This is a genomic window from Streptomyces sp. JH14 (assembly GCF_029428675.1).
Taxonomy (GTDB): domain Bacteria; phylum Actinomycetota; class Actinomycetes; order Streptomycetales; family Streptomycetaceae; genus Streptomyces.
Map to the genome: position 1 here is coordinate 5,111,564 of NZ_JAJNEL010000001.1, position 16,988 is coordinate 5,128,551.

Sequence of the window (16,988 nt, forward strand, 5' to 3'; positions counted from 1 at the left end):
CGGGAACGTCGGGCACTGCGCACATCCGGCAGCGGCGTGACGCGGCTGCCCCGTTCCGTGCGGATGCGGCCGACCGTGCGCGGCCGGCCGTCATCGAGCCGGCGGCGGCCCGTCCGCTCCGGCGGCCGGTCGTGCCTCCCCGGCGCTCCGGGGGGTGTCCAGCCAGTGGAGTCTGCCGAGGGTGACGAGCCGCAGTCGCCGGCGCGCGACCTCGGCGACCAGGGCCTCGCCGGTCGGGTCCGCGTCCAGCATCGCCGAGGCGGTGATCACCATGTGGTCGACGTAGAGGCCGCCCAGCATCAGCAGATCCTCGTTGCTCCAGCCCCGTGACTCCGGCTCCGCGGCGAGCGCCCCTGCCACCTCCTCGGCGAATCGCCGCAGTTGGGCCGCTATGGCCTCGCGGACCGGGCCGACGCCGCCGTGCTGTTCGCGTGCGATGAAGCGGAAGTGGGCAGGCTGTTCCCGTACATGACGGGTGATCAGTTCGATGCTGCGGGCCCCCCGGATCTCGCTGTCGCCCGTCTCGGCGAGGATCTCGCCGATCATCCCGTGCAGGCTGCCGAGGGCCTCGTCGACGAGCGCCACACCGAGCGCGGCGGTGTCGTCGAAGTGCCGGTAGAAGGCGGTTGGTGCGACGCCCACCGCCCGCGTCACCTCGCGCAGCCCCAGGCTGCTCAGGCTCTGGTGCTCCAGCAGTCGGAGCGCGGCGTCCAGGAGCGCCTGACGCGTTTTCAACTTCTGGGTCTGGCGGATGCCGACGGTGTGACTCATGCCATTCAGTAAACAACTGTTCTCTGGAGTGGGGAAGGGGAGGGCGGGTCTAGACTGGCAAGTCAGTGAACACTCGTACTCTCAAGTGCCGGTAAGGGCACGGGGGTCCGAGTGCCCCGAGAAGCGCAGAAAGGCCGAACATGATCGTCCTCGTTGCCGCCCTGCTCCTGCTGGGGGTCGTCCTCGGAGCGGTGGCCCAGCTTCCGTTCCCGCTGACCCTCGCCCTCGCCGCCGCGATCGGCTGCTGGCTGCTGATCTTCGCCGTCCGCGAGCGGGTGGGCGCGCACCGCCGGTCCCACTGACCACCGATCCGAGCCGACGACACAGACGAAGGAGTCCGCACCATGACACTCACCGCATTCGCCCGCCGGGCCGGCGCCGGTACGGCGGCCGACGCCCCCGAGGATGACGTCCGCCGGCCCGTCGGCCGCAGGACCCGCACCCGGGACGCCGACGGCCTGGCCGTCGCCTCCTTCGTGCTCGGGCTGACCGGTCTGCTCGTGATGAACATCCTGCTCGGCCCGATCGCCATCGTGATGGCGATCATCGCCCTCGCCCGGTCCACCGCCCGCCGCGGCCGCGCCCTGCTCGGACTCGCCCTCGGCGTCGCCGATCTCGTCGTCCTGGCCTTCCTGGTCACCGGAAACGGCACCGTCTCCTGGAGCCTCGGCAGCTGAGGCACGGCGCTCTCGCGCCCCGTTCCCGGCCGGATCGGGCTCCGGACCGGGATGCGGATCCGGCGTGTGAACGGCATCCGTCCGCCGTGCGCGGGTACCGGGCCGCGATGCGCCCGGCATACGCCCCGCCGGGGGCTCGTAGAATCGAGCCCACCATGGCTTACCTCGACCACGCCTCGACCACGCCGATGCTTCCGGAGGCGATCGCGGCGATGACCGCGCAGCTCGCCGTCACCGGCAACGCGTCCTCACTCCACGCCGCCGGGCGCCGGGCCCGCCGTACCGTCGAGGAGTCGAGAGAGACCCTCGCCGACGCCCTCGGCGCACGCCCCAGCGAGGTGGTCTTCACCTCCGGCGGCACCGAGGCGGACAACCTCGCCGTGAAGGGCCTCTACTGGGCCCGCCGCGACGCCGACCCCCGGCGCACCCGGGTGCTCGCCGGTCCCGTCGAGCACCACGCCGTGCTGGACGCCGTCGACTGGCTCGCCGAACACGAGGGCGCGACCGTCGAGTACCTCCCCGTCGACGCCTACGGCCGCGTCCACCCGGACGCGCTGCGCGGGGCGATCGCACGCAACCCCGACGATGTCGCGATGGTCACCGTGATGTGGGCCAACAACGAGATCGGCACCGTCATGCCGGTACGTGAACTGGCGGCCGTGGCCAACGAGTTCGGCGTGCCGATGCACTCGGACGCGGTGCAGGCCTTCGGCCAGGTGGAGGTCGGCTTCGCCGAGTCGGGACTGGCCGCCATGACGGTCAGCGCGCACAAGATCGGCGGCCCGTTCGGCATCGGCGCCCTGCTGCTCGGCCGTGAGCACACCCCCGTACCCGTGCTGCACGGCGGCGGCCAGGAGCGCCATGTGCGCTCCGGCACGCTCGATGTGCCCGCCATCGCCGCATTCGCGGTGGCCGGGCGGCTCGCCGCCGACGGACGCGAGGACTTCGCCCGGGAGATCGGCGGGCTCCGCGACGACCTGGTCGCGGCCGTGCTGGCGGCCGTGCCCGATGCCATCCTCGGCGGCGACCCGGCCCCGGGTGGGCGGCTCCCGGCGAACGCCCACTTCACCTTCCCCGGCTGCGAGGGCGACTCCCTCCTCCTGCTGCTGGACGCCCAGGGCATCGAGTGCTCCACCGGCTCCGCCTGCACGGCGGGCATCGCCCAGCCGAGCCACGTACTGCTGGCCACGGGCGTCGACCCGGACCTGGCCCGCGGCACGCTGCGGTTCTCGCTCGGACACACCTCGACCAAGCAGGACGTCGAGGACGTCGCCCGGGCGATCGGCCCGGCGGTGGAGCGGGCGCGGACCGCCGGGCTCAGCTGAGGGCCGTTCCGGCAGGATCCCGGACGGTCCTCAGACGTCGGCCTTCCGGCCGGTCGCCGTCGTCGCCCGCACCAGCTTCAGATACCGGTCCCAGTCCCAGTGCGGACCCGGATCGGTGTGGTCCGTGCCGGGCACTTCCACATGCCCGATGATGTGCGTCCGGTCCACCGGTATGTCGTAGCGTCCGCATACCGCCGCCGTCAGCCGCGCCGACGCCTCGTACATCGCCGCCGTGAAGTCCTGCGGCCGGTCCACGAACCCCTCGTGCTCGATGCCGACGCTGCGCTCGTTGTACGTCCTGTTCCCCGCATGGAACGCCACGTCCAGCTCGCGGATCATCTGTGCCACATGGCCGTCCTTGCGCACCACGTAGTGCGCCGCCGCGCCGTGGCCGGGGTTCTGGAAGACCTTGACCGCGCCGCGGAAGCTGCCCTGGGTGACATGGATGACGACCCGGTCTATGGCGTAGTCGGCGGGGCGGTCCGCGCGCCGCCAGTTCGCCGGGGAGGCCGCTATCCACTCCGCCCGCGCGTAATCCAGCTCACCCGGCTTCCGCGGCTTCTCCACCCCCGGCAGCCGCCACCAGGCGTGCTCCAGCTTCTCCCGCGCCAGCGCCGCCGTGCCGACCGCCGTGACGGCGGCGCCGATCAGCAGCCCGCGCCGGCTGATGCCGTGCTCGGCCTTCTTCCCCGCGGAGCGCCCGGCGCCCGCCGTCCCCTTGGTCCCCATGTGATCGACAACGCATATCCGTGAGCGTTCGGTTCCCGGCGCCCCGTACCCTGGTGGAGCTATGACTCAGACTTCCCAGCCCCCCCTCCGTGTGCTCGCCGCCATGTCGGGCGGAGTCGACTCCGCCGTCGCCGCGGCCCGCGCCGCCGAGGCGGGCCACGACGTGACCGGTGTGCACCTCGCCCTCTCCGCGAACCCGCAGTCGTTCCGTACCGGAGCGCGCGGCTGTTGCACCATCGAGGACTCCCGCGACGCCCGCCGTGCCGCGGACGTCATCGGCATCCCGTTCTACGTCTGGGACCTGGCGGAACGCTTCCGCGAGGACGTCGTGGAGGACTTCATCGCGGAGTACGAGGCGGGCCGCACCCCCAACCCGTGTCTGCGCTGCAACGAGAAGATCAAGTTCGCGGCCCTGCTCGACAAGGCCCTCGCGCTCGGATTCGACGCCGTCTGCACCGGCCACTACGCCACCGTCGTGCTGAACGAGGACGGCAGCCGTGAGCTGCACCGTGCCTCGGACATGGCCAAGGACCAGTCGTACGTCCTCGGCGTCCTGGACGAGAAGCAGCTTGCCCACGCGATGTTCCCGCTCGGCGACACCCTCACCACCAAGGACGAGATCCGCGCCGAGGCGCAGGCCCGCGGGCTGGCCGTCGCGAAGAAGCCCGACAGCCACGACATCTGCTTCATCGCCGACGGCGACACCCAGGGCTTCCTCGCGAGCCGGCTGGGCGGCAAGGCGGAGGGCGACATCCTCGACGAGTCCGGTACGAAGCTCGGCAGCCACGACGGCGCTTTCGGCTTCACCATCGGGCAGCGCAAGGGCCTGCGTATCGGCCACCCCGCCGCCGACGGCAAGCCGCGCTACGTCCTCGACATCTCGCCGGTGAACAACACGGTGACGGTGGGCCCGGCCGAGGCCCTCGACGTCACCGCGCTGACGGCCATCAAGCCCCGCTGGTGCGGCGCGGCCCCGGTGGGCCCCGGCACGTACACCGCCCAGCTCCGCGCCCACGGCGGCGAGACCGAGGTGACCGCCGAGCTCGTGGACGGCACGCTGAACGTCACGTTCACCGAGGCGGTACGGGGTGTGGCCCCCGGCCAGGCGGTCGTGCTGTACGACGGGACGCGGGTGGTCGGCTCGGCGACGATCGCGACGACGGTGCGCCGTACCGCGGCCGCGGTCGGCCGGAGCCAGGGCCAGGACTAGGGCCTTTCGTTTGGATCAGGGCGAGCCCAGCATGGTTCCGACCGGAGGCCCTGGGGCCTGCGCAGGCACAGGGCGCCGTCGGCCCGGCGGCTACGACGCCTGACCGACGTACAGGTCCTTGGCGAAGAAGTCCACCAGCACCGGCGCGATCACCTGCGGCGCCGGGTCGTGCGTCTGGCCCGTCAGGGTGCGGTGCCGGGCGCGGGGGATCGCGTCCGCGAGGATGCGGGTCAGGGTGCGCATCGGGGTGGGGCTGAAGCCGCCCGTGATCACCATCGTGCGCGCGTCGACGGACCGGAGACGCTCGACGGGGACCGTGCCGTCGCCCAGTACCGCGTCGTCGTACGCGAGGGTGTGCGCCAGCGATTCGAGGCCGCGCCACAGCGGGGCGTGCCGCATGCGGGCGACCAGGTCGGCCGGGATCCCCGTCAGCGACAGGAACAGCTCGACGGCGCCTGCACGGTCACCCGCGGACAGCAGCCGGTGCAGCCGGCTGGCGTAGCGCGCCTTGGCGCGCAGGGCCGGGGCGTCCGGGGCGAACGGGGGTTCGTACACCGCGAGCAGGTCGATGGGCAGCCCGGCCGCCTGCGCCTCCAGGGCCAGCGCGCCGCCGGACGACATCCCGAACACCGAGACCCGGCTGCCGGCCCACTCGATCAGCGCCGCCAGATCCTCGACCTCACGTGCGACCGTGTACCGCGCGGCGTCGCCGCTGGAGCCGCGGCCGCGCCGGTCGTAGGTGACGACGCTGAACCGCGACGCCAGGAGCTCCGCGAGCGGTGCCTCGGTCGTCGCCGTGCTCAGCGCGCCGCCCACCAGGATCACCGGCGGTCCGTCCCCCTGGCACCGGTAGGCGATCGCGGTGCCGTCGCAGGAGAGAGTCTTGTCCATGCGAGGGTGGACTGCAGCGCACCGCCGAACTCATCGCCGCGGCCGAGAAATTTTTGAGATTCTTCAATGGTGCAGGCCAGGACCTGTGATTGACGGTCAGTCGGAGACCGTCTCGGTGTCGTAGAAGCAGAAGTGGTCCTTGATCGCGGCCACTTCGGGCTTCGGGTCCGGATAGGCCCACACCAGATCGGCCGCGTCCGGCAGCGACCAGTAGGAGGCATCTCCCTTGAACGGGCAGTGGGTATGGGTGTCCGACGCCGTCAGCAGTTCGGTGCGGACATCCTCGGGTGGCAGGTAGTAGCGGACCGGGCAGCCCGTCTCGCGCAGTACGAGCGGGCGGCGGCTCTCGGCGAGCAGCTGTCCGTCGCGCACCACGCGCACATGCTCGGTGCCCGGCTCGACGGTGATGACGTGTCCTGTGGTCGAGGTCATATGTCTTTCAGCTGTCCCGTACGCCGATTTCTTCCCCCGCTTCGGGGAGTGCCGGTGCCGCTGCTTACGGTGGGTGCATGAACATCTGCGTCTTTCTCTCCGCCGCCGACCTCGACGACCGCTACACCCGCCCCGCCCGTGAGTTCGCCGAGCTGCTCGGGCGCGGCGGGCACACTCTGGTCTGGGGCGGTTCGGAGAGCGGGCTGATGAAGGTCGTCGCCGACGGGGTGCAGGAGTCGGGCGGGCGGCTCGTCGGGGTGTCGGTGGACTTCATGGCCGCCCAGGCCCGGACCGACGCCGACGAGATGGTGATCGCACGCGATCTCGCCGAGCGCAAGGCGCTGCTCCTGGAGAAGGCCGACGCCGTCGTGATCATGGTGGGCGGCATGGGGACGCTCGACGAGGCCACCGAGATCCTGGAGCTGAAGAAGCACGGGAAGCACGACAAGCCGGTCGTCCTGCTGAACACGGCGGGTTTCTACGACGGGCTGCGTCTGCAGTTCCAGCGCATGGAGGACGAGGGCTTCCTGCCCCTTCCCCTCACCGAGCTGGTGTTCTTCGCGAAGGACGGGGTCGGCGCGCTGGCCTACCTGGAGGAGCGGTCCGGCATCCAGTAGGCACGCGGCCGGATGCGACGATGGGCGCATGTCCATTCATCTCATCACCGGTGCAGGCTCCGGCATCGGAGAAGCTGTCGCCCGCCGTCTGCGGGAGCGCGGCGACGAAGTAGTCCTGCTCGCCCGTGACGCGGGCCGTGCCAAGGAGCTGGCCGGGCTCCACCCCGGTGCCCGCACACTCGTCGGTGACCTCGGCAACCCGGACCGGCTCGCGTGGGCGTTCGCGCAGCAGTCGCTGCCGGACCGGATCGACTCGCTGCTGCACATCGCGGGTGTCGTGGAGCTCGGCCCGGTCGGTGGTCTCTCGCCCAAGGCCTGGCATTTCCAGCTCAACACGAACCTGGTGGCCCCCGCCGAGGTCACCCGGCTCTTCCTGCCGCAACTGCGCGTGGCCCAGGGGCATGTCGTCTTCGTGAACTCGGGCGCCGGGCTCAGCGCACACGCCGACTGGAGCGCGTACGCCGCGAGCAAGCACGGCCTGAAGGCGCTGGCCGACTCGCTGCGCCAGGAGGAGCACGAGAACGGTGTCCGGGTGACCTCCGTCTACCCGGGCCGTACCGCCAGCCCGATGCAGGCCAAGGTCCACCGGCAGGAGGGCAAGGAGTACGACGCCTCCCGGTTCATCGACCCCGAGTCCGTCGCGACCACGATCGTGATGGCGCTCGACCTGCCGCGCGACGCCGAGGTCAACGACCTGACGGTCCGGCCGGGGCGCTGAGCCACCGGACGCCGGGGCGGCACCCGGCCGTCCGGTCCGGGGCGCCCCGGGCGCGCGAGGGGCGCCCGGGCGGGCGACGCGCCCGGCGTCCCGGACCGTAGGCTTCCTGCGTGAGCGAGAAAAGCAAGTTCAGCGGGTGCGGTGCCACCGGGATCGGGTCCATGCCCGGGGGAGACGCGCGGGAGGCGGCGAAGACCGTCACCGGGACCTTCGGGGACGGCGAGGGCCTGCCGTATCTGCCGGAGCTGCCCGCACGCGGGCCCGGCGCCGACATGATCGGGCGGACCCTCGGACTGCTCGTCGACCTGTACGGCCATGTCGAGCCCAGCGGCTGGCGGGTCGGCGACCGGCCGGGCCGCGACACCCGCCGGGCCCACTCCTGGCTCGGCGAGGACCTCGACGCCGTGGAGGAGTTCACCCAGGGGTACGAAGGACCGCTCAAGGTCCAGGCGGTGGGCCCCTGGACGCTGGCCGCCGCGCTGGAGCGGCGGGGCGGGGAGGCCGCGCTCGGCGACCCGGGCGCCTGCCGCGATCTGGCGGGCTCCCTGGCGGAGGGGCTGCGGGCCCATCTCGCGGACGTACGGCGCAGGGTGCCCGGCGCGAGGGTGATCCTCCAGCTCGACGAGCCGTCGCTGACCGGCGTGCTCCGCGGGCAGATCCGGACGGCGAGCGGCTACCGCACCTACCGGGCCGTGGACCGGCAGGTGGTGGAGGGCGCCCTCCGCGATGTCCTGGAGGCCAACGGGGACGGTGCCACGGTGGTTCACACCTGCGCGCCCGACGTCCCGTTCGCACTGCTCCGGCGCGCCGGGGCCGATGGTATTTCGTTCGACTTCTCCCTCCTCACCGAGCGTGAGGAGGAGGCGATCGGGGAAGCGGTCGAGGGCGGCACCCAGCTCCTGCTCGGGGTCGTGCCCGGCACCGACCCGGCCTCGGGTGCATTGTCGGACCCGGGCGGTAGCGTCATGGGTGTCAGGACGCTGTGGCGCAGGCTGGGGCTGAATCCGGGTACTCTCGCCGAGTCCTTGGTCATCACCCCGTCGTGCGGGCTCGCGGGTGCGTCGCCCGCGTACGCGCGCGCCGCGCTCGCCCACTGCGCCCGGGCCGCGAGATCGCTCGCAGACAACCCTGAGTGACGGGTATCGGGTAACGGGAGGACGAGACGATGGCCGGCGGACAGCATTCGGAGGTGCCCGCGGAGGCACAGGCGCAGCATGCGCTCCTCGCGGAGCAGATCGAGGAGCACCGCTTCCGGTACTACGTGAACGACCAGCCGGTCGTCAGCGACGCCGAGTTCGACCGGCTGATGCGCACACTGCAGGAGCTGGAGGACCGGTATCCGCAGCTGCGTACGCCGGAGTCGCCGACCCAGAAGGTCGCGGGCCCGTACCGCACGGAGTTCACCTCGGTCGAGCACCGCGAGCGGATGCTCTCCCTGGACAACGCCTTCGACGACGAGGGGCTGGCGGTCTGGGCCGAGCGGGTCGCCAGGGACGTCGGCACGGCCGACTACCACTTCCTGTGCGAGCTCAAGGTGGACGGCCTCGCGGTCAACCTCACCTATGAGCGGGGGGTGCTGACCCGCGCGGCGACCCGCGGTGACGGCCGCACCGGCGAGGACATCACCCCCAACGTCCGCACGATCGCCGAGATCCCGCACCGGCTGAAGGGCGACCGGATCCCCGCGCTGGTCGAGATCCGCGGCGAGGTCTTCTTCCCGATGGAGGCCTTCGAGGAGCTCAACGCCCGGCTGGTGGAGGCCGACGACAAGCCGTTCGCCAACCCGCGCAACGCCGCGGCCGGTTCGCTGCGCCAGAAGGACCCGAAGGTCACCGCGGGCCGCCCGCTGCACATGGTGGTGCACGGCATCGGCGCCCGTGAGGGCCTCGAGATCGACCGCCTCTCGCACGCCTACGAGCTGCTGCACGAATCGGGCCTGCCCACCGCGAAGTACAACAAGGTCGTCGACTCCCTCTACGACGTGCGGGAGTTCATCGCCTACTTCGGCGAGAACCGGCACTCCGTGGAGCACGAGATCGACGGCGTCGTCGTCAAACTCGACGAGATCGCGCTCCAGGGCCGGCTGGGCTCCACCTCCCGCGCCCCACGCTGGGCGATCGCCTGGAAGTACCCGCCGGAGGAGGTGAACACCAAGCTGGTGAACATCCGGGTCGGCGTCGGACGCACCGGCCGGGTCACTCCGTACGCCCAGGTCGAACCCGTCGAAGTGGCGGGCTCCGAGGTCGAGTTCGCCACCCTGCACAACCAGAACGTGGTGAAGGCGAAGGGCGTGCTCATCGGGGACACGGTGGTCATCCGCAAGGCGGGCGACGTGATCCCGGAGATCCTCGGCCCGGTCGTCGATCTGCGGGACGGCACCGAGCGGGCGTTCGTGATGCCGACCCACTGCCCCGAGTGCGGGACGGAGCTGCGGCCCATGAAGGAGGCCGACATCGACGTCCGCTGCCCCAACGCGCGTTTCTGTCCGGCGCAGTTGCGCGAGCGCGTCGCCTATCTCGCCGGGCGCAAGTGCCTGGACATCGACCACTTCGGCTATGTCGCCGCAGCCGCTCTGACCAAGCCGCTGGAGCCCGCCGAGCCGCCGCTGCGCGACGAGAGCGATCTCTTCGGGCTGACCATCGAGCAGCTGCTGCCGATCCGGGCCTATGTCCTGGACATGGACAGCGGCCTGCCCAAGCACGACCCGAGGACCGGTGAGGAGAAGACCGCGCTGGTCTTCGCCAACCAGCAGGGCGAGCCGAAGAAGAACGCCGTGGCGATGCTGGAAGCCATCGAGGCCGCCAAACGGGCCCCGCTGGCCCGGATCCTCACCGGGCTGTCGATCCGTCATGTGGGGCCGGTCGCGGCCGAGGAGCTGGCCCGTCAGTTCCGTTCGATGGAACGCATCGAGGCGGCCACCGAGGAGGAGCTGGCCGCCGCCGACGGTGTCGGACCGATCATCGCCGCGTCCGTCACCCGGTGGTTCGCGGAGGACTGGCACCGGGAGATCCTGCGCAAATGGCGGGAGGCCGGGGTCCGGATGGCGGACGAGGGGGCGGACGAGGACGAGGGGCCGCGCCCGCTCGAAGGCCTCACCGTCGTCGTGACGGGCACCTTGGCCGACCACACCAGGGATGGCGCGAAAGAGGCCCTGCAGAGCCGGGGGGCGAAGGTCACGGGTTCCGTCTCGAAGAAGACCTCCTTCGTGGTGGTCGGCGACAACCCGGGCTCGAAGTACGACAAGGCGATGCAGCTGAAGGTTCCGGTTCTCGACGGTGCGGGTTTCGCCGTCCTGCTCGAACAGGGTCCGGATGCGGCACGCGAGGCGGCCGTGCCGGTCGCCGGGGCGGCCGGGGAGTAGCGGGCCGCGGCCGGCCGGGACGGGGGAAGGCAGCTGCCCGGAGCCCCCGTTCGGCTGTGCGGCGGCCACCGCATGCGGGACGGGGGCCGGTTCGCATTCGGGCAAGAGCTGTAGAGCGCTGCCCCTCGGGGCGTTCGGCGGCCTACTGTTGAGACGTGCGCCTGCCGTGCGCGGCTGCGCGACGGTGTTCCCGGCTGCGTGACGGCCGTGGGGTCGTGGTGGCATGGGAGCGGGACGAACAGGTGACATCGGCACCGCCGGCTGTGAGAGGGACGGAATGAAACCGATTGAGAGCGCCGCGCCGGTGTCGCGGCTGCAGGGTTTCCTCGGCCCCACGCCCAAAGTGGGCGCCGCCGTTGTACTGGTCGCCACCATTCAGCTCGCGACGGGCTTCTACCGGACCTTGAGCGGCAGTCACGCACTCTTCCCGGGCGGCGCGGTCGGCTGGTCGCTCGCCGTCCTCACCGGAATCATCGTCGGTCATCTCGTCGCGCTCGGGCGCGACCGCTGGTGGGGCGGGACCGGATCCGGCGCCGCGCTCACCCTGGCCGTCCTGATGCTCTACGGCTGGGTGGCCGCCGGCCTGGTCAGCCTGGTCGTCGTCGTGCTCGTCGGTGTGGCCCGCAGACACCGCTGGTGGCAGGGGCTGCTGCACGGCGCGGTGGACATCCTGGGGGTGGGCGCGGCGGCCCTGGTCCTCGCCGCGTTCGGTGAGGCGCAGACGGTGGAGTCGCCCTGGCGGCCCCTCGAATGGGGCATCGAGGCCGTCCCGGAGGTCGTGCTCGCCGCCTCCACGTATCTCGTCGTCACCCGGATCCTCCTCTGGTACGCCCAAGCCCCCCAGGGCAGCGGGCTGCCGACCATCGCCCGCACGGCCGTGCTGCGCCAGGGGCTCGTCGCGGTCGCGCTGCTCGGGATCGCCCCTCTGATATGTACGGTCGCGACGACCACCCCCGTACTGCTGCCGCTGTTCGCCGTCCCGCTGATCGCCCTGGACTCCACCCTCTGGATCGCCCGGGCCAGAGCCGAGGAGCAGCTGCGGGACCCGCTCACCGGGCTGCCGAACCGGCAGTGGCTGCTGGAGCGCATCTGGACGGCGCTCGAGGACGCCGAGCACATCGGCGCCAGATCGGCACTCGTCCTGATAGACCTCGACCGGTTCCGGGCGGTCAACGACACCCTCGGCCATCTGGCGGGGGACCGGCTGCTGCTGCAGATAGCGGAGCGGCTCCGGCTGGCCCTGCCGCGCGGGGCGGAGGCCGCGCGGCTCGGCGGCGACGAGTTCGCCGTACTGCTCCCGACCGCGGACTCCACCACCAGCGCCCAGCGCGTCGCCCGGCATCTGGTCGCCGAGCTCTCCTCGCCGCTGGACCTCGACGGTCTCACGCTGGTGCTGGAGGCCAGCGCCGGGGTCGCCGTCTACCCCGACCACGCGCTGGACGCGGAAGGGCTGCTCAGACGGGCGGACGTGGCGATGTACCAGGCGAAGCGGGACCGTACGGGCGTCGAGGTGTACGAGTCGAAGAGGGACAGCAACACCCCGGACAGGCTCGGGCTCCTCGGGGATCTGCGGCGCGCGCTGGACGCCGGCGAGGTGGAGCTCCACTACCAGCCGAAGGTCCGCTTCGACGGCCAGGTGGCCGGGCTCGAGGCGCTGGTGCGGTGGGTGCATCCGGAGCGCGGCAGGGTCCCTCCGGACGAGTTCATCGCCATCGCCGAATCGTCGGGCCTGATGCCGCACCTCACCGAGTACGTGCTGGAGACGGCACTGGCCCAGGTCGCCAGGTGGCGGGCGCAGGGGCTGTTCGTCCCGGTCGCGGTCAACGTCTCCCCGCGTGACGTCCACACCCCCGGTTTCGCCGGCGGCGTCGCGGCCCGGCTCGCCCGGCACGGTGTCCCGGCCGGCTCCCTCCAGCTGGAGATAACGGAACACGTCCTGCTGGAGGACCCGCAGCGCGCCGCCGACACGCTGGCCGGTCTGACCGGCCACGGCGTGAAGATGTCCCTCGACGACTTCGGTACGGGGTACTCCTCGCTCGTCCATCTGCGCCGCCTGCCGGTCAGCGAACTGAAGATCGACCGGTCGTTCGTGGCCCGGCTGGCCGTCGACAACGAGGACGCGGAGATCGTCCGTTGCACCATCGACCTGGCCCACTCGCTCGGTCTGCTGGTCGTCGCCGAGGGCGTCGAGGACGACGAGACGTGGGAACGGCTGCGGGACCTGCGCTGCGATGCGGTGCAGGGATGGCTGGTCGCGGCCGCGATGCCGCCGCAGGAGACCACGGCGTGGCTGCGGGCCCGCGGCGAGCACGGATGGCGGAGGCCGTCGGAGCTGGCGGCAGCCGCGGCGGCGGCCGCCGCCGCTGCCGGAGTGAAGACGGGCGTGGCCGAGCTGGAGCAGCGGAAGCCGGGCCGGGCGGTGCGGTCGCGTCCGGCGACGACCTGAGCGGGCGAGGCGGCCGGATCCCGGCGGCGGAATCGAAACGGACCGGCCCCGATCGGACCCCGATCGCGCCCCGGCGGAGGCCGGACGGAGGCGGCTGCGCCGTGGGTGGCGGCCCCGCCCGCGGCGGACCCCATAGGATTGGGGCCAAAACCACAACACTCACCCCTGAGGATCGCTGCATGCCTGGCATCACGCGCGAGGAGGTCGCCCACCTCGCCCGGCTGGCGCGTCTGGAGCTGAAGGGCGAAGAGCTTGATCACTTCGCCGGTCAGCTCGACGACATCATCGGCGCGGTCGCCCGCGTCTCCGAGGTCGCCGACCAAGACGTACCGCCGACCTCCCACCCGCTGCCGCTGACCAATGTCATGCGCGCGGACGAGGTCCGTCCGTCGCTCACCCCCGAGCAGGCGCTCTCCGGCGCCCCGGCCCAGGAGCAGCAGCGTTTCAAGGTGCCGCAGATCCTGGGGGAGGACTAACAGCCATGACGGACAACAGCTCCATCATCAAGCTCACCGCCGCCGAGATCGCCGCGAAGATCGCTTCCGGCGAGCTGACGGCCGTCGAGGTCACCGAGGCGCACCTGGCCCGGATCGACGCGGTCGACGAGAAGGTCCACGCCTTCCTGCACATCGACCGTGACGGCGCGCTCGCGCAGGCCCGCGCCGTCGACGCGAAGAAGGCCGCGGGCGAGAAGCTCGGCCCGCTGGCCGGCGTCCCGCTTGCGCTGAAGGACATCTTCACCACGCAGGACATGCCCACCACCGTCGGCTCGAAGATCCTCGAGGGCTGGGTTCCGCCGTACGACGCGACCCTGACCAAGAGGCTGAAGGCCGCCGACGTCGTCATCCTCGGCAAGACCAACATGGACGAGTTCGCCATGGGGTCCTCCACCGAGAACAGCGCCTTCGGTCCGACCGGCAACCCGTGGGACCTCACCCGTATCCCGGGCGGCTCCGGCGGCGGCTCCTCGGCGGCCCTCGCGTCGTACGAGGCCCCGCTCGCCATCGGCACGGACACCGGCGGTTCCATCCGCCAGCCCGCCGCCGTCACCGGCACCGTCGGCGTCAAGCCCACCTACGGTGCGGTCTCCCGCTACGGCATGGTCGCCTTCTCGTCCTCCCTCGACCAGGGCGGCCCCTGCGCCCGTACGGTCCTGGACGCGGCCCTGCTCCACGAGGCGATCGCCGGACACGACCCGCTGGACTCGACGTCCATCGACGCGCCGGTCCCGCCGGTCGTCGAGGCGGCCCGCAACGGCAGCGTCGACGGCATGCGCATCGGCGTCGTCAAGCAGTTCTCCGGCGAGGGCTACCAGGCCGGTGTCGTCCAGCGCTTCAACGAGTCGGTCGAGCTGCTGAAGTCGCTGGGTGCCACGATCGTCGAGCTGGACTGCCCGTCCTTCGACCTGGGCCTGTCGGCGTACTACCTGATCGCGCCGTCCGAGTGCTCCTCCAACCTGGCCCGCTTCGACGCCATGCGGTACGGCCTGCGGGTCGGCGACGACGGCACGAAGTCCGCCGAGGAGGTCACCGCCCTCACCCGTGAGGCCGGCTTCGGCGACGAGGTCAAGCGCCGCATCATCCTCGGTACGTACGCACTCAGCTCTGGCTACTACGACGCGTACTACGGCTCGGCGCAGAAGGTCCGCACCCTCATCACCCGGGACTTCGAGAAGGCCTTCGAGCAGGTCGACGTGATCGTCTCCCCGACGACGCCGACCACCGCCTTCCCGATCGGCGAGCGCGCCGACGACCCGATGGCGATGTACCTGGCCGACCTCTGCACCATCCCGACCAACCTGGCCGGCAACTCCGCGATGTCGCTGCCCTGCGGTCTGGCTCCGGAGGACGGTCTCCCGGTCGGCCTGCAGATCATCGCCCCGGCCATGAAGGACGACCGTCTGTACAAGGTCGGAGCCGCCGTCGAGGCCGCCTTCGTGGAAAGGTGGGGGCACCCGCTGCTGGAGGAGGCTCCGTCGCTATGAGCGCACTGACCAAGGCCAAGGGCTTCAAGAAGTCCAAGACCGGTACGTACCTGTCCATCGGCACCACCGCCTTCGGCGCGGTCGGCGTGTACAAGCGGGCCAAGAAGGCACGCCAGGAACACGACACGCTCCGGCTGATCGATGCCGTCGTCTCCGCTGCCGCCATCGCCACCGGCATCGCTCTGCTCTACCGCGAGCTGAAGCGCCTGGGCGACGACGACGTACTGCTGGGTTGAGAGGGAAAGTTTCACCGTGACTGTCACTGACCTGGTGCCGTACGAGGACGCCCTCGCGACGTACGACCCCGTCATGGGCCTTGAGGTCCATGTCGAGCTCGGCACCAAGACCAAGATGTTCTGCGGCTGCTCGGCCGAGCTGGGCGCGGAGCCGAACGCGCAGACCTGCCCGACCTGCCTCGGCATGCCCGGTTCGCTCCCGGTCGTCAACGCGATCGGCGTCGAGTCCGCCATCAAGATCGGTCTCGCGCTGAACTGCGAGATCGCCGAGTGGTGCCGCTTCGCCCGGAAGAACTACTTCTATCCGGACATGCCGAAGAACTTCCAGACCTCGCAGTACGACGAGCCGATCGCCTACAACGGCTATCTGGACGTCCAGCTGGAGGACGGGGAGATCTTCCGGGTGCAGATCGAGCGCGCCCACATGGAGGAGGACACCGGCAAGTCGCTGCACGTCGGCGGTGCCACCGGCCGTATCCACGGCGCGTCCCACTCCCTGCTCGACTACAACCGCGCGGGCATCCCGCTCATCGAGATCGTCACCAAGCCGATCGAGGGAGCGGGCGCACGCGCCCCCGAGGTCGCCAAGGCGTACGTCGCGGAGCTGCGCGAGCTCATCAAGGCGCTGGGCGTCTCCGAGGCCCGCATGGAGCAGGGCCAGATGCGCTGCGACGTGAACCTCTCGCTGCGTCCGAACGGCACCGAGACGTTCGGTACGCGCTCCGAGACGAAGAACGTGAACTCGCTGCGTTCCGTCGAGCGTGCCGCCCGCTACGAGATCCAGCGCCACGCCGCGGTGCTGAACTCCGGCGCCAAGGTCGTGCAGGAGACCCGGCACTTCCACGAGGAGGACGGCTCCACCACGGCCGGCCGCATCAAGGACAACGCCGAGGACTACCGCTACTTCCCGGAGCCGGACCTGGTGCCCGTCGCCCCGGCCCGGGAGTGGGTCGAGGAGCTGCGCAAGGGGCTTCCCGAGCTGCCGCGCGTGCGCCGCAACCGGCTGCGCGAGGAGTGGGGTGTTTCCGAGTTCGACATGCAGTCGATCCTCAACGCGGGCGCGGTCGACCTGATCGTCGCCACGACCGCGGCGGGCGCCGCGTCCGACCAGGCCCGCAAGTGGTGGATGGGCGAGCTGGCCCGGCAGTCCAACGAGACCGGTGTCGCCCTGGAGGAGCTCGCGATCACGCCGGCGCAGGTCGCCCGGGTGACCGAGCTCGTCGCCTCGGGCGACCTCAACGACAAGCTGGCGCGCCAGGTCATCGAGGGCGTCCTCGCGGGCGAGGGCGACCCGGACACCGTCGTCGAGAAGCGCGGCCTGAAGGTCGTCTCGGACGAGGGCGCGCTGGGCGCGGCCGTGGACGAGGCGATCGCCGCCAACGCGGCCGTCGCGGACAAGATCCGCGGTGGCAAGATCGCGGCGGCGGGCGCGCTCGTCGGCGCGGTCATGAAGGCCACGCGCGGCCAGGCGGACGCGGCCCGGGTGCGCGAGCTGATCCTGGAGAAGCTCGGCGTCGAGGGCTGATCCCCTCGCGGCTCCGGCCGCAGACGTGTGTGAAGGGGCGGTGCACCCGGTCGGCGGGTGCACCGC

The 16,988-nt window shown here is 71.5% G+C and carries 17 protein-coding genes; 13 read left to right on the plus strand and 4 right to left on the minus strand.

Translation table 11 applies throughout. The features are described from left to right. Window positions 1-90 precede the first annotated feature (90 nt). Window positions 91-771 carry a TetR family transcriptional regulator gene (locus tag LRD69_RS23205; RefSeq protein ID WP_277328472.1) on the minus strand — a complete coding sequence of 227 codons (681 nt, stop codon included), beginning with the start codon at window positions 769-771 and terminating at the stop codon, window positions 91-93. Window positions 772-911: 140 nt separating this feature from the next. Between LRD69_RS23205 and LRD69_RS23210 the strand changes: the two genes are divergently transcribed. The 3 genes from LRD69_RS23210 to LRD69_RS23220 all read left to right on the plus strand — a co-directional run bounded on the left by LRD69_RS23210 (window position 912) and on the right by LRD69_RS23220 (window position 2,773). Beyond that, window positions 912-1,073, plus strand: a complete 162-nt coding sequence (locus tag LRD69_RS23210; protein ID WP_277328473.1) for a hypothetical protein — start codon at window positions 912-914, stop codon at window positions 1,071-1,073. A gap of 42 nt (window positions 1,074-1,115) precedes the next feature. Then, window positions 1,116-1,448 (plus strand): DUF4190 domain-containing protein, encoded by a 333-nt coding sequence (locus LRD69_RS23215; protein ID WP_277328474.1) that lies wholly within the window; start codon window positions 1,116-1,118, stop codon window positions 1,446-1,448. A gap of 155 nt (window positions 1,449-1,603) precedes the next feature. Continuing rightward, window positions 1,604-2,773, plus strand: coding sequence for a cysteine desulfurase family protein (locus tag LRD69_RS23220; RefSeq protein ID WP_277328475.1), 1,170 nt, complete (start codon window positions 1,604-1,606; stop codon window positions 2,771-2,773). A gap of 30 nt (window positions 2,774-2,803) precedes the next feature. Here LRD69_RS23220 and LRD69_RS23225 read toward each other — a convergent pair whose 3' ends face one another. Further along, entirely contained in the window at window positions 2,804-3,502 is a 699-nt protein-coding gene (locus LRD69_RS23225) for an N-acetylmuramoyl-L-alanine amidase (RefSeq protein ID WP_277328476.1), read from the minus strand. A gap of 61 nt (window positions 3,503-3,563) precedes the next feature. Here LRD69_RS23225 and mnmA point away from each other — a divergent pair, with 61 nt between their 5' ends. Then, a complete protein-coding gene (gene mnmA / locus LRD69_RS23230) occupies window positions 3,564-4,712 on the plus strand; it encodes a tRNA 2-thiouridine(34) synthase MnmA (RefSeq protein ID WP_277328477.1) in 1,149 nt (382 codons plus the stop codon). A 90-nt stretch (window positions 4,713-4,802) separates the two neighbouring features. Here the strand turns inward: mnmA and LRD69_RS23235 are convergent, their stop codons facing one another. Together LRD69_RS23235 and LRD69_RS23240 are read right to left on the minus strand one after the other, a co-directional pair. Further along, window positions 4,803-5,603: an alpha/beta hydrolase gene (locus LRD69_RS23235; RefSeq protein WP_277328478.1), complete on the minus strand. Its 801-nt coding sequence runs from the start codon at window positions 5,601-5,603 to the stop codon at window positions 4,803-4,805. 96 nt (window positions 5,604-5,699) lie between these two features. Next, a complete protein-coding gene (locus tag LRD69_RS23240; RefSeq protein WP_277328479.1) occupies window positions 5,700-6,035 on the minus strand; it encodes a DUF427 domain-containing protein in 336 nt (111 codons plus the stop codon). Between the two features lie 77 nt (window positions 6,036-6,112). On the opposite strand from LRD69_RS23240, the gene LRD69_RS23245 reads away from it, so the two are divergent. The 9 genes from LRD69_RS23245 (at window position 6,113) to gatB (ending at window position 16,922) form a co-directional block, all read left to right on the plus strand. After that, window positions 6,113-6,652, plus strand: a complete 540-nt coding sequence (locus LRD69_RS23245; protein WP_277328480.1) for a TIGR00730 family Rossman fold protein — start codon at window positions 6,113-6,115, stop codon at window positions 6,650-6,652. Between the two features lie 28 nt (window positions 6,653-6,680). Then, window positions 6,681-7,370 carry an SDR family oxidoreductase gene (locus LRD69_RS23250; RefSeq protein ID WP_277328481.1) on the plus strand — a complete coding sequence of 230 codons (690 nt, stop codon included), beginning with the start codon at window positions 6,681-6,683 and terminating at the stop codon, window positions 7,368-7,370. 110 nt (window positions 7,371-7,480) lie between these two features. Further along, complete coding sequence (locus LRD69_RS23255; RefSeq protein WP_277328482.1) at window positions 7,481-8,506, plus strand: methionine synthase; 1,026 nt, start codon at window positions 7,481-7,483, stop codon at window positions 8,504-8,506. A 29-nt stretch (window positions 8,507-8,535) separates the two neighbouring features. Continuing rightward, window positions 8,536-10,731 (plus strand): NAD-dependent DNA ligase LigA, encoded by a 2,196-nt coding sequence (ligA, locus tag LRD69_RS23260; RefSeq protein WP_277328483.1) that lies wholly within the window; start codon window positions 8,536-8,538, stop codon window positions 10,729-10,731. A 277-nt stretch (window positions 10,732-11,008) separates the two neighbouring features. After that, window positions 11,009-13,177, plus strand: a complete 2,169-nt coding sequence (locus LRD69_RS23265) for a bifunctional diguanylate cyclase/phosphodiesterase (protein WP_277328484.1) — start codon at window positions 11,009-11,011, stop codon at window positions 13,175-13,177. Between the two features lie 179 nt (window positions 13,178-13,356). Next, window positions 13,357-13,653, plus strand: coding sequence for an Asp-tRNA(Asn)/Glu-tRNA(Gln) amidotransferase subunit GatC (gatC, locus tag LRD69_RS23270; RefSeq protein WP_015036350.1), 297 nt, complete (start codon window positions 13,357-13,359; stop codon window positions 13,651-13,653). A gap of 5 nt (window positions 13,654-13,658) precedes the next feature. Then, a complete protein-coding gene (gene gatA / locus LRD69_RS23275; protein WP_277328485.1) occupies window positions 13,659-15,161 on the plus strand; it encodes an Asp-tRNA(Asn)/Glu-tRNA(Gln) amidotransferase subunit GatA in 1,503 nt (500 codons plus the stop codon). Beyond that, on the plus strand, window positions 15,158-15,397 hold the full coding sequence (locus LRD69_RS23280; RefSeq protein ID WP_277328486.1) for a hypothetical protein: 240 nt from the start codon (window positions 15,158-15,160) through the stop codon (window positions 15,395-15,397). The genes gatA and LRD69_RS23280 overlap by 4 nt, the downstream gene beginning before the upstream one ends. Before the next feature lie 16 nt (window positions 15,398-15,413). After that, entirely contained in the window at window positions 15,414-16,922 is a 1,509-nt protein-coding gene (gatB, locus tag LRD69_RS23285; protein WP_277328487.1) for an Asp-tRNA(Asn)/Glu-tRNA(Gln) amidotransferase subunit GatB, read from the plus strand. Window positions 16,923-16,988 lie beyond the last annotated feature (66 nt).

What these genes read in the sequence shown, in the direction of transcription:
- LRD69_RS23205 (WP_277328472.1), bottom strand. Translation starts at nt 771, where the DNA reads ATGAGTCACACCGTCGGCATCCGCCAGACCCAGAAGTTGAAAACGCGT.
- LRD69_RS23210 (WP_277328473.1), top strand. Translation starts at nt 912, where the DNA reads ATGATCGTCCTCGTTGCCGCCCTGCTCCTGCTGGGGGTCGTCCTCGGA.
- LRD69_RS23215 (WP_277328474.1), top strand. Translation starts at nt 1,116, where the DNA reads ATGACACTCACCGCATTCGCCCGCCGGGCCGGCGCCGGTACGGCGGCC.
- LRD69_RS23220 (WP_277328475.1), top strand. Translation starts at nt 1,604, where the DNA reads ATGGCTTACCTCGACCACGCCTCGACCACGCCGATGCTTCCGGAGGCG.
- LRD69_RS23225 (WP_277328476.1), bottom strand. Translation starts at nt 3,502, where the DNA reads ATGGGGACCAAGGGGACGGCGGGCGCCGGGCGCTCCGCGGGGAAGAAG.
- mnmA (WP_277328477.1), top strand. Translation starts at nt 3,564, where the DNA reads ATGACTCAGACTTCCCAGCCCCCCCTCCGTGTGCTCGCCGCCATGTCG.
- LRD69_RS23235 (WP_277328478.1), bottom strand. Translation starts at nt 5,603, where the DNA reads ATGGACAAGACTCTCTCCTGCGACGGCACCGCGATCGCCTACCGGTGC.
- LRD69_RS23240 (WP_277328479.1), bottom strand. Translation starts at nt 6,035, where the DNA reads ATGACCTCGACCACAGGACACGTCATCACCGTCGAGCCGGGCACCGAG.
- LRD69_RS23245 (WP_277328480.1), top strand. Translation starts at nt 6,113, where the DNA reads ATGAACATCTGCGTCTTTCTCTCCGCCGCCGACCTCGACGACCGCTAC.
- LRD69_RS23250 (WP_277328481.1), top strand. Translation starts at nt 6,681, where the DNA reads ATGTCCATTCATCTCATCACCGGTGCAGGCTCCGGCATCGGAGAAGCT.
- ligA (WP_277328483.1), top strand. Translation starts at nt 8,536, where the DNA reads ATGGCCGGCGGACAGCATTCGGAGGTGCCCGCGGAGGCACAGGCGCAG.
- LRD69_RS23265 (WP_277328484.1), top strand. Translation starts at nt 11,009, where the DNA reads ATGAAACCGATTGAGAGCGCCGCGCCGGTGTCGCGGCTGCAGGGTTTC.
- gatC (WP_015036350.1), top strand. Translation starts at nt 13,357, where the DNA reads ATGCCTGGCATCACGCGCGAGGAGGTCGCCCACCTCGCCCGGCTGGCG.
- gatA (WP_277328485.1), top strand. Translation starts at nt 13,659, where the DNA reads ATGACGGACAACAGCTCCATCATCAAGCTCACCGCCGCCGAGATCGCC.
- LRD69_RS23280 (WP_277328486.1), top strand. Translation starts at nt 15,158, where the DNA reads ATGAGCGCACTGACCAAGGCCAAGGGCTTCAAGAAGTCCAAGACCGGT.